The 25,011-nt window shown below is 57.3% G+C and carries 21 protein-coding genes; 5 read left to right on the top strand and 16 right to left on the bottom strand.

Going from position 1 to position 25,011, the window contains the following annotated elements; all coding sequences use genetic code 11:
- Positions 1–37: 37 nt before the first annotated feature.
- From QOY30_RS02435 to dcd, 3 genes are all read right to left on the bottom strand, one after another.
- The gene (locus tag QOY30_RS02435; protein ID WP_283743049.1) at positions 38–2,284 is read right to left on the bottom strand and encodes an arginine/lysine/ornithine decarboxylase; all 2,247 of its coding nucleotides are present in this window, start codon (positions 2,282–2,284) and stop codon (positions 38–40) included.
- A gap of 167 nt (positions 2,285–2,451) precedes the next feature.
- Positions 2,452–2,673, bottom strand: a complete 222-nt coding sequence (locus QOY30_RS02430; protein WP_283743048.1) for a hypothetical protein — start codon at positions 2,671–2,673, stop codon at positions 2,452–2,454.
- Positions 2,673–3,239: a dCTP deaminase gene (gene dcd, locus QOY30_RS02425; RefSeq protein WP_283743047.1), complete on the bottom strand. Its 567-nt coding sequence runs from the start codon at positions 3,237–3,239 to the stop codon at positions 2,673–2,675. The genes QOY30_RS02430 and dcd overlap by 1 nt, the downstream gene beginning before the upstream one ends.
- Positions 3,240–3,450: 211 nt before the next feature.
- On the opposite strand from dcd, the gene metG reads away from it, so the two are divergent.
- Complete coding sequence (gene metG, locus QOY30_RS02420) at positions 3,451–5,685, top strand: methionine--tRNA ligase (RefSeq protein WP_283743046.1); 2,235 nt, start codon at positions 3,451–3,453, stop codon at positions 5,683–5,685.
- 155 nt (positions 5,686–5,840) lie between these two features.
- Positions 5,841–7,232: a Si-specific NAD(P)(+) transhydrogenase gene (sthA, locus tag QOY30_RS02415; protein ID WP_283743045.1), complete on the top strand. Its 1,392-nt coding sequence runs from the start codon at positions 5,841–5,843 to the stop codon at positions 7,230–7,232.
- Between the two features lie 22 nt (positions 7,233–7,254).
- Here sthA and QOY30_RS02410 read toward each other — a convergent pair whose 3' ends face one another.
- The 8 genes from QOY30_RS02410 to lnt form a co-directional block, all read right to left on the bottom strand.
- Complete coding sequence (locus tag QOY30_RS02410) at positions 7,255–7,806, bottom strand: cytochrome b (RefSeq protein WP_283743044.1); 552 nt, start codon at positions 7,804–7,806, stop codon at positions 7,255–7,257.
- A gap of 136 nt (positions 7,807–7,942) precedes the next feature.
- Positions 7,943–9,262, bottom strand: a complete 1,320-nt coding sequence (locus tag QOY30_RS02405; protein ID WP_283743043.1) for an ATP-binding protein — start codon at positions 9,260–9,262, stop codon at positions 7,943–7,945.
- A complete protein-coding gene (locus QOY30_RS02400; protein ID WP_283743042.1) occupies positions 9,246–9,920 on the bottom strand; it encodes a response regulator in 675 nt (224 codons plus the stop codon). The genes QOY30_RS02405 and QOY30_RS02400 overlap by 17 nt, the downstream gene beginning before the upstream one ends.
- A 15-nt stretch (positions 9,921–9,935) precedes the next feature.
- Positions 9,936–10,244: a PepSY domain-containing protein gene (locus QOY30_RS02395; RefSeq protein ID WP_283743041.1), complete on the bottom strand. Its 309-nt coding sequence runs from the start codon at positions 10,242–10,244 to the stop codon at positions 9,936–9,938.
- Positions 10,245–10,321: 77 nt separating this feature from the next.
- Positions 10,322–13,381 carry an efflux RND transporter permease subunit gene (locus QOY30_RS02390; protein WP_283743040.1) on the bottom strand — a complete coding sequence of 1,020 codons (3,060 nt, stop codon included), beginning with the start codon at positions 13,379–13,381 and terminating at the stop codon, positions 10,322–10,324.
- Positions 13,378–14,403, bottom strand: coding sequence for an efflux RND transporter periplasmic adaptor subunit (locus QOY30_RS02385; RefSeq protein WP_283743039.1), 1,026 nt, complete (start codon positions 14,401–14,403; stop codon positions 13,378–13,380). Before QOY30_RS02385 ends, QOY30_RS02390 begins: the two co-directional genes overlap by 4 nt.
- The gene (locus QOY30_RS02380; RefSeq protein ID WP_283743038.1) at positions 14,400–15,785 is read right to left on the bottom strand and encodes a TolC family protein; all 1,386 of its coding nucleotides are present in this window, start codon (positions 15,783–15,785) and stop codon (positions 14,400–14,402) included. Before QOY30_RS02380 ends, QOY30_RS02385 begins: the two co-directional genes overlap by 4 nt.
- A gap of 267 nt (positions 15,786–16,052) precedes the next feature.
- A complete protein-coding gene (gene lnt / locus QOY30_RS02375) occupies positions 16,053–17,543 on the bottom strand; it encodes an apolipoprotein N-acyltransferase (RefSeq protein WP_283743037.1) in 1,491 nt (496 codons plus the stop codon).
- Positions 17,544–17,622: 79 nt separating this feature from the next.
- On the opposite strand from lnt, the gene QOY30_RS02370 reads away from it, so the two are divergent.
- From QOY30_RS02370 to QOY30_RS02360, 3 genes are all read left to right on the top strand, one after another.
- The gene (locus QOY30_RS02370) at positions 17,623–18,096 is read left to right on the top strand and encodes a cyclic nucleotide-binding domain-containing protein (protein ID WP_283743036.1); all 474 of its coding nucleotides are present in this window, start codon (positions 17,623–17,625) and stop codon (positions 18,094–18,096) included.
- 9 nt (positions 18,097–18,105) lie between these two features.
- Complete coding sequence (locus tag QOY30_RS02365; protein WP_283743035.1) at positions 18,106–18,729, top strand: MarC family protein; 624 nt, start codon at positions 18,106–18,108, stop codon at positions 18,727–18,729.
- A 148-nt stretch (positions 18,730–18,877) separates the two neighbouring features.
- Entirely contained in the window at positions 18,878–19,609 is a 732-nt protein-coding gene (locus QOY30_RS02360) for a pseudouridine synthase (RefSeq protein WP_283743034.1), read from the top strand.
- Between the two features lie 55 nt (positions 19,610–19,664).
- Here the strand turns inward: QOY30_RS02360 and lplT are convergent, their stop codons facing one another.
- The 5 genes from lplT to miaB all read right to left on the bottom strand — a co-directional run bounded on the left by lplT (position 19,665) and on the right by miaB (position 24,577).
- Positions 19,665–20,858, bottom strand: coding sequence for a lysophospholipid transporter LplT (lplT, locus tag QOY30_RS02355; protein WP_283743033.1), 1,194 nt, complete (start codon positions 20,856–20,858; stop codon positions 19,665–19,667).
- Between the two features lie 136 nt (positions 20,859–20,994).
- Positions 20,995–21,849 (bottom strand): CorC family transporter, encoded by an 855-nt coding sequence (locus QOY30_RS02350; RefSeq protein WP_283743032.1) that lies wholly within the window; start codon positions 21,847–21,849, stop codon positions 20,995–20,997.
- Between the two features lie 9 nt (positions 21,850–21,858).
- Positions 21,859–22,305, bottom strand: a complete 447-nt coding sequence (gene ybeY / locus QOY30_RS02345; RefSeq protein ID WP_283743031.1) for an rRNA maturation RNase YbeY — start codon at positions 22,303–22,305, stop codon at positions 21,859–21,861.
- Complete coding sequence (locus QOY30_RS02340; RefSeq protein WP_283743030.1) at positions 22,302–23,249, bottom strand: PhoH family protein; 948 nt, start codon at positions 23,247–23,249, stop codon at positions 22,302–22,304. Before QOY30_RS02340 ends, ybeY begins: the two co-directional genes overlap by 4 nt.
- Positions 23,246–24,577 (bottom strand): tRNA (N6-isopentenyl adenosine(37)-C2)-methylthiotransferase MiaB, encoded by a 1,332-nt coding sequence (gene miaB, locus QOY30_RS02335; protein WP_283743029.1) that lies wholly within the window; start codon positions 24,575–24,577, stop codon positions 23,246–23,248. Before miaB ends, QOY30_RS02340 begins: the two co-directional genes overlap by 4 nt.
- Positions 24,578–25,011 lie beyond the last annotated feature (434 nt).

Here is a 25,011-nt window from a genome sequence, read left to right as displayed (position 1 = left end):
TCTCTATGTCAGCCCCCAGGCATGAAACAGGGAATCGCTATATCACGCAGTCCACGTAATACACGCAATCACCGTTGCTCTTCTCCGCCACGAGTCCGTGAATATCGGTCTCGAAACCGGGGAAACGCCTGTTGAAATCGCGCGCGAACCTGAGGTAATCGACGATGGTCTTGTTGAAACGTTCACCCGGGATCAGCAGGGGAATGCCCGGCGGATAGGGCGTCAGAAGTACGGCAGTGATACGTCCCTCCAGATCGTCGATGGAAACGCGCTCGATCTCGCCGTGCGCCATCTTGGCAAACGCATCCGACGGCTTCATCGCCGGCACCATGCTGGACAGGTACATCTCGGTAGTGAGGCGCGCCACGTCGTTGGTTTTATAGATACCGTGGATCTGATCGCACAGGTCGCGCAGGCCGATCTTTTCATAGCGCGGGTTCTTGACGATGAATTCCGGCAGCACGCGCCACAACGGCTGGTTCTTGTCGTAGTCGTCCTTGAACTGCTGGAGCTCGGTCACCATGGTGTTCCAGCGTCCTTTGGTGATGCCGATGGTGAACATGATAAAGAAGGAGTACAGGCCGCACTTCTCCACCACCACGCCGTGCTCGGCGAGATATTTGGTGACGATGCTGGCGGGGATGCCGCTGTCCGCGAAGTCGCCGTCCACATCCAGACCCGGCGTAATGACCGTGGCCTTGATCGGGTCGAGCATGTTGAAGCCTTCGGCGAGTTTGCCGAAGCCGTGCCAGCGATCCTCGGTGCGCAGCACCCAGTCCTCGCGCTCCGCCATACCTTCTTCGGAAAGGTAATCGGGGCCCCACACCTTGAACCACCAATCCGCGCCCCATTCTTCATCCACCTTGCGCATGGCGCGGCGGAAGTCGAGTGCCTCGGCGATGGACTCTTCCACCAGCGCCGTGCCGCCGGGCGGTTCCATCATCGCTGCCGCCACGTCGCACGAGGCGATGATGGCGTACTGCGGTGAAGTCGAGGTGTGCATCAGGTAGGCTTCATTGAAACAGTCGCGATCCAGTTTGCGCGACTCGCTATCGCGCACCAGAATTTGCGATGCCTGCGACAGGCCGGCCAGCAATTTGTGCGTCGATTGAGTCGAGAAGATCATGGATTCTTTTGCGCGCGGCCGGTCGCGGCCGATGGCATGCATGCTCTTGTAGAAATCGTGGAATGCCGCGTGCGGCAGCCAGGCTTCGTCGAAGTGCAAGGCATCGATCTTGCCGTCCAGCATCTCTTTCAGCATTTCCACGTTGTACATGACGCCGTCGTAAGTACTCTGTGTGATGGTGAGGATGCGCGGCTTTTTGGTCTTGTCTTTGATGAAAGGATTGGCGTCGATCTTCTTCTGGATGGTCTCGCGCTCGAATTCGGATTTCGGAATCGGCCCGATGATGCCGAAGTTGTTGCGCGTCGGTGTCAGGAACACCGGCACCGCGCCGGTCATCATGATCGCGTGCAGGATGGACTTGTGACAGTTGCGGTCGACCACCACGATGTCGTCCGGCGCCACCATCGAATGCCACACGATCTTGTTGGAAGTCGAGGTGCCGTTGGTGACGAAGAACAGGTGGTCAGCATTGAAGATGCGCGCAGCATTGCGTTCGGAAGCCGCAACCGGACCCGTGTGGTCGAGCAACTGCCCCAGTTCGTCCACCGCATTGCACACGTCGGCGCGCAGCATGTTCTCGCCAAAGAACTGGTGGAACATGCGCCCCACCGGAGACTTCAGGAACGCCACGCCGCCGGAGTGTCCCGGACAGTGCCAGGAATAGGAACCATCCTGCGCGTAATCCACCAGCGCGCGGAAGAACGGCGGCGCCAGGGTATCGAGGTAGGATTTTGCCTCGCGGATGATATGGCGCGCCACGAATTCCGGCGTGTCTTCGTGCATGTGGATGAAGCCGTGCAGCTCGCGCAGGATGTCGTTCGGGATGTGGCGCGAGGTGCGAGTTTCGCCGTAAAGGTAGATCGGTATGTCGGCGTTCTTGAAGCGGATCTCTTCCACGAATGCGCGCAAGGTACGCAGCGCGACTTCGGTTTCTTCCTCACTCCCTGCGCCGAATTCCTCATCGTCGATGGACAGCACAAAAGCCGAAGCGCGGCTTTGCTGCTGTGCGAACGAAGTCAGGTCGCCATAACTGGTCATGCCGACGACTTCAATGCCTTCTTTTTCCAGCGCATCGGCGAGATCGCGAATGCCGTGGCCGCTCGCGTTTTCCGAACGGAAGTCTTCATCGATGATGATGATGGGAAAATTGAACTTCATCTTAAGTTCCTCAGGTGAAATTTCAGTGGAGACTCATATTGGCCATCGGCCAATGTGATGTCGTAACTAAAATTGAATTTCATGGATAACTCCCTACAGGGGATTACAGATTAAAGTGGCGCGGATTGTCGCAGGTTTTATAGGCGACGGGGTAAATACAAAAGGCGCTATTCGCGTGGCGGATAGGGGTTTTTGAGCTGTGCGACCAGTTCGGCCAGCACCCGGAGGAATTGCTGCTCGTCGCAGCCCATGAGTGCGGCATCTTCGAGTGCATCCTGGCAGACCTGGCGGATCTCGGCGAGGTTCTCCTGCAGCACCTTGTTCTTTTCCACGCAGGAGACGATCTTGCCTTCGGGAGTGCGCCAGACGATTTGTTCTGCGCGCAGCATCAGGTCTTCGGCAGGGTCACGCCGACCTGGCCCTGATACTTGCCACCGCGGTCTTTGTACGAGGTTTCGCATACTTCGTCGCTCTCGAAGAACAGCACCTGCGCCACGCCTTCGTTGGCGTAGATCTTCGCCGGCAACGGCGTGGTGTTCGAGAATTCCAGCGTCACGTAGCCTTCCCACTCGGGCTCGAACGGTGTGACGTTGACGATAATCCCGCAACGCGCATAGGTCGATTTGCCGAGGCAGATGGTCAGCACGTTGCGCGGGATGCGGAAGTATTCGACCGTGCGCGCCAGCGCGAACGAATTGGGCGGGATCACGCAAAAGTCGGCTTCCACGTTCACGAACGAATTCGGGTCGAAGTTCTTGGGATCGACGATGGTGCTGTTGATGTTGGTGAACAGCTTGAATTCGCGCGCACAACGGATGTCATAGCCGTAGCTGGATGTGCCGTAGGATACGATCTTCTTGCCGTCCACTTCCTTCACCTGGTTCGGCTCGAACGGCTCGATCATGCCGTGCTGTTCCGCCATGCGGCGTATCCATTTGTCTGCCTTGATGCTCATAAAATCCGGGAAGGGTAAAGGGGGAAGGGTGAAGGGTAAAAGCAGAAAGGTTCAGCACTGCACTGAAGTTACCCTTCCCCCTTCCCTCTTCCCCCTTCTCGCCCTACCCCTTCCCGCTTCTCCTTGAAATTCAACGGGCGCGATTTTACCCAATTCCGCAGCCGTGTGCGGGTTTTGCTACAATCGCGCCTTATCCAGGGAATCTTGCAATATGCCGCGTAAAATCCTCGTCACCTCCGCCCTTCCATATGCCAATGGAAGCATCCACTTAGGTCACCTCGTCGAATACATCCAGACCGATATCTGGGTCCGCTTCCAGAAGATGCGCGGCAACACCTGCCATTACATCTGCGCCGACGACACCCACGGCACCCCCATCATGCTGCGCGCCGAAAAGGAAGGCATCACGCCGGAACAGCTGATCGCCCGCGTCTGGCAGGAGCATTTCGACGATTTTGCCGCTTTCCATGTGGCTTTCGACAATTACGGCTCAACCAATTCGGACGATACCAAAGAGTCCGCCCAGGGCATCTACCGCACGCTGAAAGCCAACGGCCTGATCGAGGTGCGTTCCATCGAGCAGTACTTCGACCCCGTCAAGAACATGTTCCTGCCGGACCGCTTCATCAAGGGCGAATGCCCCAAGTGCCACGCCAAGGACCAGTACGGTGACAACTGCGAGGTGTGCGGTGCGGCGTATGCGCCCACTGACCTCATCGAGCCCTATTCTGCCGTGTCCGGCGCCAAGCCGGAACTGCGCAACTCCGACCATTACTTCTTCAAACTTTCATCTGCAAGCTGCCAAAAGTTTCTGCGCGAATGGACAACAGGAAAGCTAACTAATGTGCCTCCATTGCAGCAAGAGGCCGCCAACAAGATGCAGGAATGGCTGGGCGCCGAAGGCGAGAACAAACTGACCGACTGGGACATCTCGCGCGATGCGCCCTACTTCGGCTTCGAGATCCCCGATGCGCCGGGCAAGTATTTTTATGTCTGGCTGGATGCGCCGGTGGGTTACATGGGCAGCTTCAAGCAGCTGTGCAACAAAAGCACCCTCACCCCAACCCTCTCCCATGGGGAGAGGGGGCAATCCCTTCCCTCGCCCACCGGGAGAGGGGCTGGAGGTGAGGGCACGCCCTTGAATTTCGACGACTACTGGAAGCAAGGCTCGGATGCCGAGCTTTACCATTTCATAGGCAAGGACATCCTGTATTTCCACGCGCTGTTCTGGCCCGCCATGTTGCAACACGCCGGTTTCCGCACGCCGACCAAATTGTTCGCTCACGGCTTCCTCACCGTCAACGGCGAGAAGATGAGCAAATCGCGCGGCACTTTCATCACCGCGCGCAGCTATGTCGACCACATCAAGAACACCGAATACCTGCGCTACTACTATGCCGCGAAACTGAACGGCACGATGGAAGACATCGACCTGAATCTTGAAGATTTTGTGGCGAAGGTGAATAGCGATTTGATCGGGAAGTACATCAATATTGCGAGCCGCTGTGCAGGATTTCTCACCAAGCTTTTTGATGGGAAACTGGTCTTTTCCAACTCGAAACGCCTGCTTGACGGCGCGATCGTCAGCGGCCAATTGGTCTCCGAATCGTTCGAAGCCAGAGACTACGCCCGTGCGCTGCGCGATATCATGGCCATCGCCGACCGCATCAATGTCGAGATTGCCGCTGCAGCACCGTGGACACTGGCCAAGGATGAAACGCAACGTGCAGCGCTGCAAGACATCAGTTCGCGCGCACTGCATGGATTCTATGTGCTCTCGATCCTGCTGAGCCCGGTGTTACCGGCGCTGACATCTCGCGTCGCACGCGAATTGTTCGGCATGGCCAGCGATTTCACCTGGGCCGATCTCGCCGTGCTTCCAACCAACGTCAACACCTATCAACATTTGGCCACCCGCCTCGACCCCAAACTCATCGAAGCCATGGTCGCCGCCAATCAGGAAAGCTTGAAGCCCATGACCGAAACTCATTCGCAGCAACGCCATGCTGAGGCACAGCAACACACTATTTCGCCAAGCGCCGGGACTGCACAGACTCTACCCTCTCCCCAACCCTCTCCCTTAAAGGGCGAGGGGGCAAACGCCGGCGCTATCGCGCCGACCATTTCGATTGATGACTTCGCCAAGATCGACCTGCGCGTGGCGCGCATCGTGAATGCCGAGCACGTGGAAGGTGCGGAAAAACTGTTGAAGCTGACGCTGGATATCGGCGAGGCGCAACCGCGCACCGTGTTCGCCGGCATCAAGTCAGCTTACGATCCGGAAAAATTAAAAGGGCGAATGACGGTGATGGTCGCCAACCTCGCGCCGCGCAAGATGAAATTCGGCTTGTCGGAAGGCATGGTGCTGGCGGCTTCTGGTGAAACGCCGGGGCTGTTCATCCTGTCGCCGGATGCGGGTGCGCAACCCGGCATGCGCATCAAGTAATTCGACAAAAAACTCCGTTCGTGGTGAGTCCTTCGATGTATTCAGGACAGGCCTGCCGAACCATGAACGGAAACGGTGCAGGCAGAAACTGAAGAGTCCACCCTTCGACAGGTTTAGGGTGAACGGATTGATACTTTCATAGCGGACAACCCAACATGGACTACGACGTTCTCATCATCGGTTCCGGCCCCGCCGGCCAACATGCGGCCTGGCAGGCAGCGCGCATGGGCAAGCGTGCCGCGATAGTCGAACGCAAACCCAAGATCGGCGGTGCCGGACTGCAGACCGGCACCATACCCAGCAAGGCCATGCGCGAAGTGTCGTACCTGCTTTCGCGCTCCGGCGGCATGCGCCAGGCGCTCGCGCCCGACGGCCGCAGCCGTCACGGTTTGCTGGCGGACGCGGTGCGCCGCAAGGAAGCCGTCATCGCACAGCAGGAGTCGGTGATCCTGCAACGACTGTTGCGCCACGGTGTGGCACTGATCCCGGGCGAAGCCTCGTTTGTCGACGCGAACACGGTCCAGGTCGCCGACGCAGGGGGCAACACCCGCCATATCTCCGCCGGGATCATCATTCTTGCCTGCGGTTCCAGGCCGCGCCGTCCTGTCAACATTCCCTTCGACAAAAAGACAGTGCTGGATTCCACGTCGATCCTGAATCTTCGTCACCTGCCGGACAGCCTGCTGGTCGTCGGCGGCGGCGTCATCGCCTGCGAATTCGTCTCGATCTTTGCCGCTTTGGGCGTGCAAGTCTGCGTGGTGGACAGTCACGCGCAATTGCTGGAGTACCTGAGCGAGGATGTCGTCGGCGTGCTGGCCGACAGTTTTCTCGGCATGGGCGTCACGTTCCACATGCGGGAACGGGTTGCGGAAATCCGGCATGAAGGAAACGGGACCGTCACGGTACTGGAAAGCGGCAAACAGATCCGTGCCGATGCGGTGCTCTATGCGCAAGGCAGGGAGCCCAACAGCGGCGGCCTGAACCTGGCTGCGGCTGGCGTCAGCGTGCAGGACGGCTGGATCGGGGTCGACCGGCATTTCCAGACCAGCGTGCCGCACATCTACGCCGTGGGCGACCTGGTCGGCCGTCCCGCCCTTGCCTCCACCGGCATGGAACAGGGACGCGCCGCAGTGCTGCATGCCCTGGGCGGCGCCGAATATGTCACCGCGGACAACCTGCCAATGGCGGTCTACACCATCCCGGAAATCTCCTACGTCGGCAAGACCGAAAAGGAAGTCCACCAGGAGAACATTCCCTGCATCGTCGGGCGCGCCTATTTCAAGGACAGCGCACGCGGCCAGATCATCGGCGATGCGCAGGGCATGCTGAAACTGATCGTGGATACTCGCAACGAGAAAATTCTGGGCGTGCACATCGTCGGCGAACAGGCCAGCGAACTCGTCCATATCGGCCAGCTGGTGATGAACCTGCACGGCACGGTGCGCGACCTGATCAGCAATGTCTTCAACTATCCGACGCTGGCGGAGTGCTACAAACTCGCCGCGCTGGACTGCACGCATCAACTGGAACAGCGGAAGAAAACCTAACCGCTGATCGCGGCAGTTCCGTTCAACGGCGTGGCAACATCAGCTTCAGGGTGTTGTCGCGTTTCACGAATTGGTGATAAAGGGCAGCGACCACATGCAGGCCAATCAGAAAGTAGCCCGCTGTCGCCAGCGATTCGTGAATTTCCTTCAGCCACTTCGCCGTCTCCTGGTTATTACCGATCAATGCCGGCAACTCCACACCAAAAATCGGCACCGGTTTACCTCTGGCACTGAGCGTCAGCCAGCCCAGCAAAGGCAAGCCTATCATCAGGGCATACAGCGCAAAATGAACTACCTTCGCCAATAGAGCCTGCAGGGCAGGCATCGCCGGTTCGATGACTGGCGTGTCTCCCGCCTGACGCGCCGATAAGCGCAACCAGACTAGACAAAATACCGAGAGGCCAAACGTATAGTGCCAGATCGCCAACGCCTCACGCCCTGAACTTCCTTTGGGGAAAATCGATTTGATGTCCATCGCGGTATACGTCGCAACGATCAGCAGCAGCATGATCCAGTGCAGCGAGATCGACAGCCATCCGTATTTTAAAGTTGTGTTCTTCCATTGAATTGCCATTACTGCTCCTATAGGTCAAAACCGAATTTTTGCAACCTTCCGCAAGCAATCATATCTGTCGTCTTGCTGAAATTTCCAGATTTCGTTCAGCTTCCTTGTTCTACGTATAAAACAAGAAGGGGTAGAACTTGAATAGCTAACCCGCAACGGATGGCCGAAACTTGACACTGAACATTGCACCTGCTTCGTTCTCTCCATTGCTTACCTCGACAGTGGCGCCATGGCGTTGGGCAATTTGTTTGACGATTGCAAGCCCGAGGCCGCTACCTTGAACTTCATTGCCTGCAACCCGGAAGAACCGTTCGAAGATTCGCTCCCTATCCCCGATCGGGATACCGGGGCCGGAATCTTTTACGCTGAGAACCAAACCGCTGCTGCCATTGCCCAGTGTCACGTCAATCTTTCCACCTTCCGGGGTGTAACGAATGGCATTGTCCACCAGGTTTCCAACCAATATCTTTAAAGATTCTTTATCCCCGTTCATGAACCCGGATTGACTGGCATCAACGCCAAGATCGATCTTCTTCAAATCAGCCAATGGGGCAAATTCCCCGATCACTTGGCGCACCAATGCTGCCAGATCAAGTTGCACAAACGGGCGTTGTGCATCCGGCTCCTGACGTGCGAGGGTCAGCAACTGGCTCACCAAATGTGATGCACGGGCAATGCCCAGACGCAAATCCCTGATTGCCTCGTTTCGTTCCCCGGAATCCTGCGCCTGCTCCACCAGCTGCGCCTGCAGCGACAAGGCAGTCAACGGCGTGCGCAGTTCATGTGCGGCATCTGCCACGAAGCGACGCTGTGCCCCCATGGACCCATCCAGGCGATGCAACAGCCTGTTAAGCGCCATCAGCAGCGGGCGGATTTCTTCAGGTACCGCATCAACATCCAGCGGGGCCATTGCGAATGCGTCGCGCCGCTCCACTTCCGCAGTCACTCGCGCCATCGGGGCAAGGCTTCGCCGCACTGCAATCCAGGCCAGGAGTGCCAGGGCAGGAACCAGCACGGCAAGCGGTGCAAGCATGCGCAAAGCCATGCTTGCGGCAGTTTCCCAGCGGGCGTCATCGGGTAGCGCGGCCTGTACGAAGCGATCGCCGGAGATCACGCTGAACGCGCGCCAGCCGCCATCGGAATTCATGAGGTTTGAAAATCCCGGCGCAGACGCCTTGGGCAATTTGATTGAAGGCTGCGAGGAATAGAGCTGTTCGCCGTTCTCGTTCCATACCTGAACCACAAAATCGTTGTCATCGCCGCTTGAACCGCCGATGTTGTCCATCTGCCCCGGCATAAAACCGGTGGAATGTTGCATGGAATAGGCAATCTGCCGCAACTCGTAATCGAGCATTTCGCCCACTTCTTCCTGTGTCTTGAAGTAAGTGGCAATCCCCGTACCCAGTCCGGCAACGAGCAATCCCGTCAGCAGCCAGATCAGCAAATTTTTACGAATCGACATCATTTAGCATCGACACCCGGTAACCGGCACCGCGTACGTTAAGAATGGCATGACTGCCGAGTTTGTTGCGCAAATTGTGGATGTGTACCTCCACCGCATTGCTGCCCACCTCTTCGTCCCAACCGTATAGCGCTTCTTCCAATTCTGCGCGGGACAGTACCGCTCCGGGCACGGCCATGAGTGCACGCAGCAGGGAGAATTCCCGGGCCGACAGCCCGACCGGCGCGCCGCGCAGGGTGACCTGGTGTGCAACGGGATCCAATGTTAACGGACCGTAACTCATTACCGGATTCCCGCTGCCGCTGCGGCGGCGCATGATGGCATTCACTCGGGCATTAAGCTCGGTGAAATCGAAAGGTTTGACCAGATAATCGTCGGCCCCGCTGTTCAGTCCCGCCACCTTGTCTTCGACCGCGTCGCGGGCAGTGACGATCAGCACGGGCAGATCGTTTCCCTGCCCGCGCAGCTGGCTGAGCAACTCCAGCCCCCCTTTGCGGGGGAGCCCGAGGTCGAGGATCATCAAGTCATACACCCCGTTTCCCAGTGCCAATTCGGCATCTTTTCCGTCGCGTACCCAGTCGACGGCAAGGCCGGAGTTTCTGAGTCCGCGCTGCATGCTGTCCCCGATCATCGGGTCGTCTTCCACCACCAAAAGCCGCATGATGATATTTCTCCGTCAGTCGGGATTCGCACCTTCAGGCGCGTTTTCCAGTACCTTGCCTGTCACCGCATCCACGCCCACTTCCTGGGTTTTGGTTGACTGGTCGCCTTTGATGTCGAATGAATAGCGCAAACCGCTGCCGCCTTTCTCTTTCTCCAGCTCCTCATCGGTGATCTTCCCGGGGAATGCCTTGAGTGCAATTGCACGTGCATCCTTCAGGTTTATTTTGGCATCCTTGGCTAGTTCCTCGCCAGTATAAGCCTGGGCCGAAAGTAAAAATGCAGACAAACAGACTGCACCCGCCGCTAAAAATAATTTCTTCATTTCAATCTCCTTTATATTCACCTGGCGAGAATTTTCGCCATGTGAACAAGGATGCGACATCTACACTTAAGGCCGACTTAACGTCGCGCCCCGTTGCGTTTCAATTTTTGCATCAGGTCGAACAATACCGGCATGACGATCAACACCAGGGGAAATTGCACGACCAGTCCCGCAATGATGGCCACTGCCAACGGTTGTTGCATGGCCGATCCCTGACCGATTGCCAGCGCCAGCGGCATCAGGGTCAGGATGGTCGCCAGTGTGGTCATGGCAATGGGACGCATGCGGTTCTTGCCCGCCTGAATCAGCGCATCCCGGGACGGGGTGTTTTCTGCCAGAACCTGATACTCCGAAAAATAGAAGATCGCCACTTCGGTCACGATACCCACGATCATGGTCATTCCCATCATGGCCGATATATTGAGTTCAATGCCGGTAGCCCACAAGGCAACAAAGACTGCAGACAGCGACATGACGGGAATCAGCATCACCGATGTCGCCACGAGGAATCGTTCATACAGAAACAGGAGCAACAGGAAAACCAGTGCCACTGCCGCAGCCAGCACCGCCAGCAAACCGTGGAATGCGCTTTGCTGCTGCTGGTAAAGCCCCCCAAGGTTGTAATACACGCCGGACGTCAACATGCCCGGTGCATCCATGACCTGTTGCACATCCCGCATTACCGATCCCATATCCCGGCCACTGATGCGCCCGGTGACGGCCACCATGCGCTTCAGGTTGTCCCGGTTGATTTGGGGCTGGCCAGAGACGGCCTTGATGTCTGCGACCCGTTTCAATGGAAAAAGGTGTCCGTCCGGTGCGCGCATCAGCAGGCCGGCAAGCTTGTCGTCGGTATTGCGCAAATCGGCCGGAGACCATACGCGCACGCCGACCATCTTCGGGCCGCTCTGGATTTCAGTCGTGACGTTGCCGCCCAGCAAGCTGCCCAGCATGCGCGTCACGCTTTCCGGATCAACGCCTTCTAGCGCAGCCCTGACGCGATCGACATGAACCTCCAGCGCATCTCCGGCCGGATTGATGCCATCGCGCACGTCGACCACGCCCGGAATATGCCCGATAGCCTCGGCAGTTTTCTTTGCCAGGGTCGACAGGTTTTCCTGGTCGTCGGAATAGATCTTCACCTCGATGGGCTGGGGCACGGCAGTCAGATCGCCAATCATGTCCTCCATCAATTGTGCGAGTTCGATGTTGAGACCCGGCACTTCCTTCTCCACGCGCGTACGAATCTGCTCCATGACTTGATCGATCGGCGCACGCGGTAGCGGCTTGAGGCGAATGAAAAAGTCCCCCTCGTTCGCCTCGGTAAGCCCCCCGCCCAATTGAGTGCCGGTGCGCCGCGAATAGGTGTCGACATTGGCATTGGACTTGATGATGTCTTCCACCTCGCGCAGCAGCCTGTCCGTTTCGGTGAGCGAAGTGCCGGGTGCGCTGCGGTAATCCAGAATGAAACCGCCCTCATCCATGGACGGCATGAAGCCCGTACCTACTGCCAGGTAGGCCAGCAGGCCGGCCAACAGCAACGGCAGGATGCCTGCCAGCAACCACAACGGGCGGGACAAAAGTTTTTTCATCAAGGCTTCATAAGCGGCATGTATGCGGATCGTTAACCGCTCGCCCCGCTCGGACAAGGAGTGTGCATCCTTTTCCGAAAGCCAGTGATCGGCCAGGATGGGCACGGCCAGCCAGGTTACGATAAACGATATGAACAAGCTGGCTGCCATGGTCAGGGACAGCGCCTTGAAAAATGCACCGGTCACTCCACTCAGGAAGGCCAGCGGCACGAAGATCACCAGGGTGGCAGCGCTGGAACCGGCCAGCGGCCTCAAAAACTCCTCGGCAGCATCCATCACCCGCTGATGGAAAGGCAATGTTCCTTCCCGCAACCGGCGCATGATGTGTTCCACCATCACGAGGGCATCGTCAATGATCAGTCCCACTGCTGCTGCCATGCCGCCCAGCGTCATGATGTTGAAACTCATGCCGAGAACATGCAGCAACACCACCGTGGTGGCAAGCACCGTCGGCACCACCAGCACCGCAATGAGTGTGACCTTGATGTTTCGCAGGAACAGATAGAGCACCAGCGCGGCCAGCGCGATGCCGACAAGAATGGCGTCGCGCACGCTGGCGGCCGAGTTCACCACCAGTTCCCCCTGATCGTACCAATTGGCAATCTTGACCCCTGCGGGCAGGCGGCTCCCGAACGTCGAAAGTTGCGCCTTGATATCCTTCGCTATCTGTACGCTGTTGGCACCGGGTTGCTGGTAAATCTGGAATAGCACGGCATCGTGACCGTCGGCATTGACCCGTATCCACTGGGGCATGACAGATCGTCTTGCATCGGCGACGTCCTTCAGGTGCACCAATCCGTTGCTGCCGGTCTTGAGCACGGTCGCGCCTATTTGTTCGGCATTGAGAAGGCGGGTATCGGCAATCGCGAGGTAAAGCTTGTAATGATCCTCCAGCCTGCCAATGGCGGTGATGACATTGGAAGCAGACAGCGCACGAGAAACATCATCCATGGACAAGCCATAAGCCTGCAGCCGGGCAGGATCAACCATCACCTGGAATTCTTCCTGTGCGCCGCCCATCACCTGGACTCTCGCCACGCCGTCAACGGATGACAGCAGTGGACGAATCTCGTACTGGGCAAGATCGCGCAACTGGGTAAGGGTCAGCGTATCCGAGGTCAGGCTGTAGGCGATGATGGGAAACACGGTCGGATCCATGCGCCGTGTCTCCAGCCGGGTGCCGCCGGGAAGCGCAGGCATGATCTGCGATATGGCCGCATTGACTTGCAGGGTGGCCGCAGCCATGTCGGCACCCCAGTTGAAATTGACGGATATGTCCGCCGTGCCCCGGCTCGTGGTGGAACGGACATTCCTGACCCCGGGAACCCGGCGTATCGCCTCTTCCACCGGCATGGTGACCTGCAGCAACATTTGTTCGGCTGGCCGGTCGCCCGCATCCAGTGCGACCACCACTCGGGGAAAATCCACGGTGGGAAATAGTGAGACCGGCAGATTGAACGCGGCAAATATCCCGCCGCCTGCCAGCATGGCCAGCAAAAAGAGGATGGAGCGCCGATGCGACTGGATCCAGTCGGTAACTTTCAAGGGGTGGACTCCCTGACCGCCATGTTGTCCTGCAACTCGTAATTGCCGAGCGTCACCACCGGCGCATTCGGCACAAGGGTGTTTTGCACTTCGATCCAGCCGCTGTCTTCCAGACCGGTTTTTACGTCGGTCCGGTGCGCTTTGCCGTTGACCACCTGGAACACATACGCACCGCCGGCATCACGCAAGACTGCCTGCCTGGGTACGGCCTGTGCCTCATGCCCGATGGTTGCGATGTCGCCCTTGACCTTGGTGCCTGGCAACAAGTTATTTCCTTTGAAGCGCACTGTGATGTCAACCAATTGTGTCTGCGGATCGATTTGTCCGGCCACTTGCTTCACCTCGCCCTCCACCGTATCTTGCGGACTGAAAACCGACGTGAGACGAACCTTCATCCCGCGTGCAATTTGACGGCTCTCTTCCGGTTCGATACCCAGCCGCACCCGCAGGAAATCCGTATGTACCAATTGCACCAGGTTGGCGCCAGCCGCGAACCGGTCGCCCGGTGCCAAAGCAACCGATATCACCGTTCCATTGAATGGAGATTTCAGCTTGTCCTGTCTTGCCCCCTGTCCCAATGCGCTTTGCGCAGCCAGTGCCTCTTCGGCATCCTTGAGCGCCCTGTGTGCCGATTCCACTTGGGATCGCGTCGCCAGCTGCCGCTCAAACAAGGACTTCATGCGGTCCAGTTCACCCCGTGCGTAAACGGCCGCATTCTCGGCCTGGCTGTATGCCAGCGTGCCGGCAGGATCGGTGGTAATTTCAAGAAGATCGGCGCCGCGATTGACCTGCTGACCCGGGCTGACGAACAGCCGCGTCACTCTGCCCGCCTTGGGGAAATTGAGATTCATCGTGGCACCCAGTTCCGGCACAACCGTGCCATAGCCCGAGACCCTGCTGTACAAGTTCATCTGGCGCAGTGCGGCGGTTTGCACCAGCGCACTTACGCCATCCTGTTCACCCGCCAGCGCTGCATTGCAGAGACTCAGCAACAGCCATGCGGTGAGCATTCTCATGTTCATGGATGCTTCTCCTCAATTTCATTCCGGGTATCAAAATTTCCGCCCAGCAATGCAAGCAGGGCTATGCGGTTCTCCAGCAACGCCTGCCGCAGATTGGTAACCTCGACATGCTTCGCGATACGGGAAGACTGGAAAATTGCGTAGCCGCTTCCATCCAGATCACCTTGGGCCAACGCTTGTGCGGCGTTGGCGGCGGTTTCATCGAATGTGAGCAATCCGGCTTCGGACATCTGCAATTGCGCCGCAAGCAGACGGCTATCCACTACCAGCCGTTTTACTTCCGCATAAGCCGAATTGAGCCTTATCTGGTATTCATCGCGCAATCGTTGGCGGGTTGCCTCCTCGATTCTGATGTTGCCGCGATTGCCGTTCAAAATGGGCAGCGCAAAGGATAATGCAAACCCTTGCATATTGATGCCTGTGTTGTCGCGCGTGCGGTTAATGGCCAGATTGAATGGCGGGAATTGAGCAAGAATGGCCTGCCGGTAGCGCGCATCCTCGGCGGCATAGCCTGCCTTCAGCGCCATCAGATCGGGACGGCGTTGGTTCAATTCGGTCAATGCCTGATTGACTTCACTCTCATCCGGTATGCCCAGCGCTTCATCATCCAAGAGCTTGAGATCCGTTCCCGGCGCAAGCCCAAGCAATGCATCCAGATCATTGCGGGTCTGTAACTGTTGCCGCTCCAGTTCGTTGGCTTGCCTGGAGATGTCTTGCCAGGCCGACAGCGTTGCATTAAATGCATCGCTGGTGAGGTTTCCGTCATTCAAAGCCGATTTTGCGTTCGCATACCGGCCAGCCAGCAAATTCCGGTTATCGCTCAGCCACAGCAACAGGCTTTCCTGCGCAATTGCACGGGAAAACAGAAGGCGCGCCTGGGCCACTACCTGCCATTCCTGCCACAGCAGATTGAGATCGGTTTTTTGACTTTCGAATCGTCCTGCCGAAGAGCTTGCAGCATGGGTCACCAAACTTCCAAGGTCGTACCCTACGCCAGCGCCAAACGCCTTGAAAACGCCCGGTGCGGGTTGCACCGGAATATCTCTGGAGAGATTGACTTGAGGGTCCGGCAATAGTCCTGCAGCAAATGCCTGTGCATGACCGATCTTTGCATCGTCTCTCGCGAGTTTCAGATTGGGGTTGTTGGCCACGGCCAGCATGGCCACTTCGGTCATGTCCCATCCGTCCGACGGATCGAACTTGTGAGTGGACAAGACATGAAACGGCAGGGATTTAGCGTCGACCGTAAGGTGCGATGCCGACGTCTCCAACGTGACCTTGTCGTCCAACGGCAATGGACGGTATGAAGTACAGCCTGCCATGCCCATGCCAAGCACGAACAAGAACAACGTCTGCAGCTTCATTTGGAAATTTTTTGCCATTTTCTTGCGAACCCATGTCGGGAATACTTGCTCATCTTAACCCGCCGCTCCGCTTCACAAGCCGAGCATATTCAGAGGCTACAAGATATGGTTTGCAGACTTAAGAGAAACTTAAGGACACTTCCGAGTCTGCGCCGATTATTGGTCCGGCACTCATTATCCAAGTATCCGTTCGCATTGCCCCTTCGACTATGCTAAGGACTAAAGGCTTCGTCGAAATGGGAAAGGATTCTTGTACTTCGACAGGACGAGCGGTCTCCGTTGCCCCTACTTTCTGCGCCCCATCCCCCACGCCCCCGCCAACATCACCCCAACCAATACCAGCATCCCCGCATTCCCCAAAACCACATACGGCGTCCTCCCCTCATACCCCTGCACCAGGGCAGTAAGCACACCTTCCTCATGTTGCGGCAACATGGCCTGTATGCGCCCATCCACACCGATCACGGAGGTCACCCCGGTATTGGTCGCCCGCAACATCATCCTCCCCGTTTCCAGTGCGCGCATCTGCGACAGCTGGTTGTGCTGCATCGCGGCATACGAATCGCCGTACCATGCATCGTTGGTGACGTTCACCAGCAATGTGGCTTGCGGCAACGCGCGGATGATCTCTTCGCCAAAAGCATCTTCGTAGCAGATATTCACCGCCACCTTCTGCCCGGCGACATTGAGCGGTGCCTGTGTCGCGCCGCCGCTGGTGAGGTCGCCCATCGGGATGTCCAGCACTTCGTTGATGAACCAGCCGAGCACGCTGCGCAGCGGAATGAACTCGCCGAAGGGGACAAGATGGTCCTTGCGATAATGCTGGCTCTCGGCGCTGCCGAGGGAATACACGCTGTTGTAATACTTTCCGTCCTCTTTCTCGAATGCGCCGATGAGGATATCACCGCCGTTTTTCCGGACATGGTCGCTCAGGATGGCGTGGTAACTTTCCGGTACATCCCGGCGCAACAGCGGCAGCGCCGTCTCGGGCAGGACGATCAATCGCGCATCGCTGCTTTCCGCCAGGCGACGATAGGTTTCCAGCGTGTTGGTCAGCGCATCTTCCGCGAATTTGGTGTCCTGGGGGATATTGCCTTGCAGCAGGCTCACTTTGAGCGGTTCGCCGCGGGGATGCGTCCATTCAATGCTGCGCAATGCCGCCCCGCCCGACCACAGCAAAATCAGCGCGACAAGGGCGATCTTGCCCTGCCTGCCCAGGCGAACTTTCCACAAGATCAGCAGGGTCGCCGCGCTCGCCGCAACCGCAAGCGACACGCCATATACGCCAAACAGCACCGCGTAGCCTGCAAGCGGACTGTTCGGCACTTGCGAGTAGCCAACAGAAAGCCAGGGGAAACCGGTGAACAGCAAACCGCGCAACCATTCGGCGAGCGTCCAGATTGCAGGCATAAGCAACAGGATGCGCATATTCGGTGTCGCTTTGAATTTCGCCTGCATATACCCCGCCAATGCTGGCAGGGTCGCATTCACCGCTGCAAACAACGCCGTCGCCGCTGCCGCAAGGATAGGATGCATATAGCCATATTCGTGCAGCGCAACATAAATCCAGCTGATGCCGACGCAAAACAACCCCATACCGAATGCAAAACCCAGCCATGCCGCCTGTGCCGGACGCTCAGCCCGGCTCCACAACCAGAACAACACGGAGAGTGCGAGCACCGGTAGCGGGAAGATGTCGAACGGTGCAAACCCGAACACTGCGATGGCACCTGCAAGGAAGGCTTTCAGGTAAGGCGAGGCGATCAGTCTTTTCACAGTCGGAGGCAATAAAGTTGATTCGCCAGATTATACGGTGTAAGTTCCGCCGCACGTCACCGTAACCCCGACTCGTTCCATGCCCAACAATTCCGCCCTGCTTGAAGAAATCAGTTCCATGCTGATCGAAAGCGACCTGTTCAGCCATCTGCCTGCCACGGAGCTGAGTGCCGCAGCGCATTATTTCGGCATCAACAGGATCGCCCAGGATGAGATGGTCTTTGAAGAGGGGGACATCGGCAATTTCATGTGCATCGTGCATTCCGGCAACATCGCCGTGATCAACGCCGGCCAGAATGGACAACCGGTGGAAATGGCCACACTGGGGCAGGGTCGTACATTCGGCGAGATGGCGATACTGGATGGTGAAATCCGCTCGGCCACCTGCAAAGCGGATGAAGACTCCGTTCTGCTGACGCTCTCGAAAGAGGCGCTGGACCAGATGCTGGAAGAGCACCCGCGCATAGGCTCGAACATCATCCGCGCCGTTGCCGTCAGCTTGTCGCGCCAGCTTCATAAAGCGGCGGGACAGCTGGTTGATCACCTCGTTTGACCGATAACCATGCTCGACTTTACCGAATACACCAAGATCTTCATCAGCCTGTTCGCGATCATCGATCCGGTCGGGATCATTCCCATCATCATCGCGTTCACCGCCGGCATGACAGCGCAGAAACGCGAGCGGGTGGGACGCATGGCCTCGCTCTCGGTTTTCGTGATCCTGCTTGTAGCCTTGTTGCTGGGCGAGGCAGTCCTGAATTTCTTCGGCATCAGCATCCATTCCTTCCGCACGGCAGGCGGTATCCTGCTGCTGCTGATGTCCATCACCATGCTCATCGGCAACAAGCCGACCATGACACCGGACGATATCGACGGAGACGCCACTTCATCCGTGGCCATCGTGCCACTCTCGACGCCGTTGCTCGCCGGGCCAGGCGCTATCAGCACGGTGATCCTGGATGCGCACAAGGGCAGCAATATCGGGCATTACGGCGTCATGGCGCTGGTACTCGTCGCCCTGAGTGTTACCGTATGGCTCACCTTCCTGATCGCACCCTGGGTCTCGCGCCGCCTGGGCAAGATCGGCAGTAATATTGTTACGCGCTTGATGGGTTTGCTACTCGCCGCTATCGCGGTCGAATTTATCGCAGGCGGCTTGCGCGGTCTATTTCCCGCATTAGGTTAAGTGCATCTCTAACAATCCAATTTTCGTCACCATGCTGCGTTGCTCACAAAAAATTACTCCTTACATATTAAGACATATGCCGCGTCGCAATTTTTCGCTCGCGCCTTGCCTAGTTTAGAAACTTGAATCGCTAGAGACACACTTACATATGGAAAAAATACGTCTTTCAAAATTGATGTCCGAACAAGGACTCTGCTCGCGTCGCGAAGCCGACGACTACATCGCCAAAGGCTGGGTGAAGGTGGACGGCGAGATCGTCAGCGAACTCGGCACCAAGATCCTGCCGACGCAAAAGATCACGCTGGAAAAAGCCGCGCAGGCCAAGCAACAGGGGCGCGTCACTATTCTGCTGAACAAACCGGTGGGCTATGTCTCGGGACAAGCCGAGGAAGGGCACAAGCCCGCCATCCTGCTGATCGATGCCGGAACGCGCTGGGAACAGGACACCTCACCGCAACGCTACTTCCGCAGCCAGATGCTCGGCCTTGCTCCCGCGGGGCGCCTCGATATCGATTCGACCGGCTTGCTGGTGCTTACCCAGGATGGCCGCATCGCCAAACAACTCATCGGCGAGGATTCGCCGGTTGAAAAAGAATATCTGGTGCGCGTGCAAGGCGCGCTCGTCGGCAACGGTTTGGCCCTGTTGAATCACGGCTTGTCGCTGGACGGCAAGAAACTCAAGCCCGCCAAGGTGACCTGGCTGAACGACGACCAATTGCGCTTCATTTTGAATGAAGGCAAAAAACGCCAGATACGCCGCATGTGCGAAATGGTGGGATTGAAAGTCACCGCGTTGAAACGAGTGCGCATCGGCAAGGTGAAACTCGGCGAATTGCCGCAGGGACAATGGCGGTATCTGCGACCGGATGAGCAATTCTAGATCATACGAATTCCATTGATCGTCCGAAGTTGCCCAGACTATAGTCAGCCGGCCTTCACCGTTTCTTGAGCCTGGACACGGTCAGCGCAGCCGTTGCCATGAGCAGGGCCAGGCCGAATCCGATGATGCTCGTCCTGATCGAAATTGCTGCTGTTGCAGCCCACCCATAGCCTCCTACAAACACAAGCATGGCGATGTTTTCGGCGAAGTTCTGCACCGCCAGCGCATTGCCCGCGCCGATGGTTTCATGACCCCGTTCCTGCAACAAGGCATTGAGCGGCACGATGAAAAAACCGCCGCAAATGCCGATCGCAACCATCAATATCACGGCAAGCGTCAGGTCTTGCACGTAAGCAATCGCCAGTATGGACGGTCCGAGCAGCAAGCCGCCCAGCAACGCGCGATTGACCCTGGCCAGCGCAACCCACAGACCTGCGCCCACTGCGCCGAGCACTATGCCAACGGAGACGGCGCCCATGAGATTGGCCGGCGTCTGATTGTCTGTAATCAACAAGGCTGCCGGGACCCACGCGAACAACATCAGGCGCAGGGTGGTGCCGCTGCCCCAGAACATGCTGGTCCCCAGCAGGCTGAAACGGGAATCTGAATTCTTGAACAACACCGATAGCGATTGAAAAAATTGCCTGATCAACCGCCACGGATGGAAACGCGCCCCTGACTTTTCCGCCGGCAGCGACGGGATGAACAGGTTGGCGAATGCCGCCAGACTGTACGCCGACACGACGCCGATGAATGCCCATGTCAGGGATTGATCGGCCAGCCAACCGCCCAGTACGACACCGAGCAGGATCGCGACGATGGTGGAGCCTTCCATCATGCCGTTTGCCTTGACCAGAACGGCCGGTCCGAACATCTGCGTGAGGATGCCATATTTTGCCGGGGAATACATGGCCGCTCCGATCCCGATCAGGGCGTAGGCAGTCAGCGGATTGGCGCCGATCACCATCGCGAGCGCACCTGCCAGTTTGACCAGGTTCGCCACCAGCATCACGCGCCCCTTGGGAAACGCGTCCGCGAGCTGGCCGACAAATGGAGCGAGAAGGATGAAAGGCACAACAAAGGATTCCTGTAGCAACGGCACCAGATGGAGCATGCCCTGCGATTTCACGATTGCGATCGCGGCAATCAGGATCGCATTGTCGGCCAGGGCGGAAAGGAACTGCGCCGTCAGTACCGACGTCATGGCCAGAGACAACAGCGGCACATCCGGTGATTTTCTTTGGGTCATTGCAGGTACTCCGTGAGCGCTTTCCAGATAGAGCAAACTCTTGCACCCAAGTTTAGCGTCGGATAATTACAGCCGGATGATCCATTGCAGGCGCTTTGGCATGGCATTACTGCAAAAGCCGGCGTTTCAGCGCAACTCAGAGCTGGACTTGTTTGCCCTCGTCGATCAGCGTCCGCTCTGCCAACACCGAATGCAATCTTCTGCTGTCTGCACGCAGCACGGTGAATTGCCATTCACCAATCTGCACTCGTTCATTACGCTTGGGAAGCTGGCCTGCGGCTTTCAATATGAGCCCGCCGATGGTGTCATAGTCTTCGTCGCTGAAATCGGTGCCCATTGCCTCGTTGAAATCTTCGATCTCGGTGTCGGCTTTGACGCGCCAGTGTGCATCGTCCTGGCGGATGATGTTGTCCTCGTCTTCGTCGAAATCGTATTCGTCCGAAATGTCGCCGACGATCTGCTCCAGTACGTCTTCGATGGTGACCATGCCGCACACTCCGCCGTACTCATCCACCACCAGCGCGATGTGGTTGCGGTTGCTGCGGAAGTCGCGCAGTAGGATGTTGAGGCGTTTCGATTCCGGCACGAACACGGCGGGGCGCAGCATGTCGCGCACGTCGAATTCTTCGCCGGCGTAATAGCGCAGCAGGTCTTTCGCCAGCAGGATACCGATGATGTTGTCTTTGTCGCCCTCAATGACGGGGAAGCGCGAGTGCGCCGTTTCGATGACGTAAGGAATGAATTTTTCCGGCGGCTGGCTGATGTCGATGACATCCATTTGCGCACGGGGGATCATGATTTCGCGCACCTGGCGCTCGGACACCTGGATCACGCCTTCCATCATGGACAGGGCATCGGCATCCAGCAGGTTGCGCTCATAAGCGCTGTGCAACAGTGCGATCAACTGCTCGCGGTCTTCCGGCTCGCGCAACAGCAGCGTGGAGAGCCGTTCCAACAGGGTGGGTTTGTGATTGTTTTCCGGAACGTCCATTACCAAACATCAACGAATGAGATAGGGCGCAGGATACCTTAATTTGAGCATCAACGCAGTCTCGCGCGCCTCCATCTTTTCTGCATCGCGCTTCTTCTCGTGGTCGTATCCTTGCAGGTGCAACGCCGCATGTAGGGTGAGGTGTGCATAGTGCGCGAGCAAGTCCTTGCCCTGTTCCCTGGCTTCGCGTGCCACAACTGGCGCGCAAATGACGACATCTCCATATATCGGCAGAGCATCGTCATAGACGAATGTCAGCACATTGGTTGCGTAATCCTTGCCGCGATAACTCCGGTTCAGCGCACGCCCCTCGGCCTCGTTCACAATGCGCAATGCCATTTGCACATCCTGCTCCAGTGCGATCTTCACCCAGCGGCGGAATTGCTGCCGCGTCGGCAATTTTCCGGCGTTACTTGCGTACTGTACCGACAGCGAAAGCCGATGCGTTCCGTTCATGGCTTGTGCTCGTATTTTTCGTAAGCGGCAACGATTTTCTGCACCAGCGGATGGCGCACGACGTCTTCGGCAAGGAAGTTCTGGAACGCGATGCCGCGCACATCCTTCAATACCACGCGCGCATCATTGAGCCCGCTCTTCTGGCCCCGCGCAAGGTCGATCTGCGTCACGTCGCCGGTGATGACCGCCTTGCTGCCGAAACCAATACGCGTGAGAAACATTTTCATCTGCTCGGGAGTGGTGTTCTGCGCTTCGTCGAGGATGATGAAGGAATGGTTCAGCGTGCGTCCGCGCATATAGGCCAGCGGCGCAACTTCAATCATGCCGCGCTCGAATGCTTTGCTCACTTTGTCCAAGCCCATCAGGTCGTAGAGTGCATCGTATAAAGGACGCAAATACGGATCGACTTTTTGCGCCATGTCTCCGGGCAGAAATCCCAGGCGTTCGCCAGCCTCCACTGCCGGTCTCACCAGCACCAGGCGTTTCACGGTCTCGCGCTGCAATGCATCCACTGCAGAGGCGACGGCAAGATAGGTCTTGCCGGTGCCGGCAGGCCCCACGCCGAATGTAATGTCATGCTCCTGTATGGCCTGCAGATACTCATTCTGCCGCACGGTGCGCCCGCGCACTTCGGCTTTACGCGTCATCAGCAGCGGCACCGATTCGCTTTGTGCATCCGGCAAATCAGGTTTCATGACTTCGATGAGGCCGAGCTGCAGGCGCTCCAGTGAGATATCGTGTTTCGCTTCGAGATAGAAGCGTTCCATCACCTCGCGCGCCAAAGCGGCTTGCGCTCCCGTGATGGTGAAGCGCTCGCCCCGGCGCGCGATGTTCACTTCCAGCGCAGTCTCGATCTGGCGCAGGTTCTCGTCGAACGCTCCGCACAGGTTTGCCAGGCGGGTGTTGTCTACCGGCTCGAATGAAAGATTCAGCGCATTACTCATGGCTGTATCACCAGCTCACCGCGCAGTGTATGCAACGTTCCCGGCAATATCCGCACGTCCACATAACGCCCCAGCATGCCGGGCGATCCGGCGAAGTTGACCACACGGTTGTTTTCGGTGCGCCCCGCCAGTTCCTGCGCATTCTTCCGCGAAATATTTTCGACTAGGACGCGCTGCACGCTGCCACTCATCGCGGCACTGACCTGCTGTTCCATGCCATGGATGCGGGTTTGCAGGCGATGCAAACGCTCAAGCTTGGTTTCGTAAGGCGTATCGTCGGCCATCTCCGCTGCGGGCGTTCCCGGGCGCGGGCTGAAGATGAAGCTGAAACTGGCATCGAACCCGACGTCCTCGACCAGTTTCATGGTCGCGGCAAAATCAGCCTCGGTCTCACCCGGAAAACCGATGATGAAATCCGAAGTGATAGAGATGTCCGGCCGCACCGCGCGCAGTTTGCGCACGACGGATTTGTATTCAAGGGCGGTGTAACCGCGCTTCATCGCTGCCAGAATGCGATCCGAGCCCGACTGTACCGGCAGATGCAGATGGCTGGCCAGCTTGGGCGTGGTCGCGTACAGATCGATCAGGCGTTGTGTCATTTCGCGCGGATGCGAGGTGGTATAACGCAGACGCTGCACGCCCGGCAACGCCGCCACGGCTTGCAGTAAAAATGCAAAATCGACGGTGTCACCATCTCCCATCGTGCCCTGATAAGCATTTACGTTTTGCCCCAACAGCGTGATTTCGCTCACGCCTTGTGCCGTCAGGCTTTCCACTTCGCGTATCACATCGTCGAACGGGCGCGACACCTCGTCGCCGCGGGTATAGGGCACTACACAAAACGTGCAGTACTTGCTGCACCCCTCCATGATGGAGACAAATGCCGAGCCATGGGTCGTCTGTGCTGTCGGCACATGGTCGAACTTCTCGATCTCGGGGAAACTGATATCCACTTGGGATTCCCCGCTTGCGCGCCGCGCCGCGATGAGTTGCGGCAAACGGTGCAAAGTCTGCGGGCCGAACACCACATCTACATAGGGAGCGCGTTTGATGATGGTCTCGCCTTCCTGGCTGGCGACGCAACCACCCACACCGATCAGCAGATTCGGGTTGTGCTGTTTCAAGGCTCGCGCCCGCCCCAGATCGGAGAACACTTTTTCTTCTGCTTTCTCGCGTATTGAACAGGTATTGAACAGAATGATGTCCGCCTCTTCCGGCTTGTCGGTCTGCTCCATGTCCCCGCAGGCACGCAACACATCCGCCATTTTGTCCGAGTCGTACTCGTTCATCTGGCAGCCGTATGTCTTTATATATAGTTTTGTTGTCACGCTTGATACCCGAATATTCCTTGTTTTCCTGTCAGTCGGCTTTTTCGCCTCACCGTTATAAACCTTAATAATTTTGTGGGAATGTCATACAAAATTACTCTTATAATTCGAAAGGCTTTAGTCAATTGATTAAAGCCATTTTATAGCGTTCATCCAATAACTAATGCATCTGGGGAGTAGAAAGTATGGCTATCATTGCAGACGTAGCATCCATCGGTACCGCAATCTTCGCAGTTGGCTTCGCAGCATGGATCACCATCCAGTTGTTCAAGAAAGCTGACTAATCCAAAGAAAGTGGGAGGTTTGTCGCAGTAACTTCCCACTTCTTTTCTCCCCTACTCCCTTCTGTTTTTCTGCGGCACTCCCGCCAGACTGTTTTCGCTTGTGTAAAATTCTTGTTAAGAAAAATCCATCTGTGCTACGATTTAAATACC

This window comes from Sideroxydans sp. CL21, assembly GCF_902459525.1.
GTDB lineage: Bacteria > Pseudomonadota > Gammaproteobacteria > Burkholderiales > Gallionellaceae > Sideroxyarcus.
Note: the sequence above shows the minus strand (reverse complement) of the source record. Positions and strands in the feature narration are given on the sequence as shown.

What these genes read in the sequence shown, in the direction of transcription:
- QOY30_RS02435 (WP_283743049.1), bottom strand. Translation starts at nt 2,284, where the DNA reads ATGAAGTTCAATTTTCCCATCATCATCATCGATGAAGACTTCCGTTCG.
- QOY30_RS02430 (WP_283743048.1), bottom strand. Translation starts at nt 2,673, where the DNA reads ATGCTGCGCGCAGAACAAATCGTCTGGCGCACTCCCGAAGGCAAGATC.
- dcd (WP_283743047.1), bottom strand. Translation starts at nt 3,239, where the DNA reads ATGAGCATCAAGGCAGACAAATGGATACGCCGCATGGCGGAACAGCAC.
- metG (WP_283743046.1), top strand. Translation starts at nt 3,451, where the DNA reads ATGCCGCGTAAAATCCTCGTCACCTCCGCCCTTCCATATGCCAATGGA.
- sthA (WP_283743045.1), top strand. Translation starts at nt 5,841, where the DNA reads ATGGACTACGACGTTCTCATCATCGGTTCCGGCCCCGCCGGCCAACAT.
- QOY30_RS02410 (WP_283743044.1), bottom strand. Translation starts at nt 7,806, where the DNA reads ATGGCAATTCAATGGAAGAACACAACTTTAAAATACGGATGGCTGTCG.
- QOY30_RS02405 (WP_283743043.1), bottom strand. Translation starts at nt 9,262, where the DNA reads ATGATGTCGATTCGTAAAAATTTGCTGATCTGGCTGCTGACGGGATTG.
- QOY30_RS02400 (WP_283743042.1), bottom strand. Translation starts at nt 9,920, where the DNA reads ATGCGGCTTTTGGTGGTGGAAGACGACCCGATGATCGGGGACAGCATG.
- QOY30_RS02395 (WP_283743041.1), bottom strand. Translation starts at nt 10,244, where the DNA reads ATGAAGAAATTATTTTTAGCGGCGGGTGCAGTCTGTTTGTCTGCATTT.
- QOY30_RS02385 (WP_283743039.1), bottom strand. Translation starts at nt 14,403, where the DNA reads ATGAACATGAGAATGCTCACCGCATGGCTGTTGCTGAGTCTCTGCAAT.
- QOY30_RS02380 (WP_283743038.1), bottom strand. Translation starts at nt 15,785, where the DNA reads ATGGCAAAAAATTTCCAAATGAAGCTGCAGACGTTGTTCTTGTTCGTG.
- QOY30_RS02370 (WP_283743036.1), top strand. Translation starts at nt 17,623, where the DNA reads ATGCCCAACAATTCCGCCCTGCTTGAAGAAATCAGTTCCATGCTGATC.
- QOY30_RS02365 (WP_283743035.1), top strand. Translation starts at nt 18,106, where the DNA reads ATGCTCGACTTTACCGAATACACCAAGATCTTCATCAGCCTGTTCGCG.
- QOY30_RS02360 (WP_283743034.1), top strand. Translation starts at nt 18,878, where the DNA reads ATGGAAAAAATACGTCTTTCAAAATTGATGTCCGAACAAGGACTCTGC.
- lplT (WP_283743033.1), bottom strand. Translation starts at nt 20,858, where the DNA reads ATGACCCAAAGAAAATCACCGGATGTGCCGCTGTTGTCTCTGGCCATG.
- QOY30_RS02350 (WP_283743032.1), bottom strand. Translation starts at nt 21,849, where the DNA reads ATGGACGTTCCGGAAAACAATCACAAACCCACCCTGTTGGAACGGCTC.
- ybeY (WP_283743031.1), bottom strand. Translation starts at nt 22,305, where the DNA reads ATGAACGGAACGCATCGGCTTTCGCTGTCGGTACAGTACGCAAGTAAC.
- QOY30_RS02340 (WP_283743030.1), bottom strand. Translation starts at nt 23,249, where the DNA reads ATGAGTAATGCGCTGAATCTTTCATTCGAGCCGGTAGACAACACCCGC.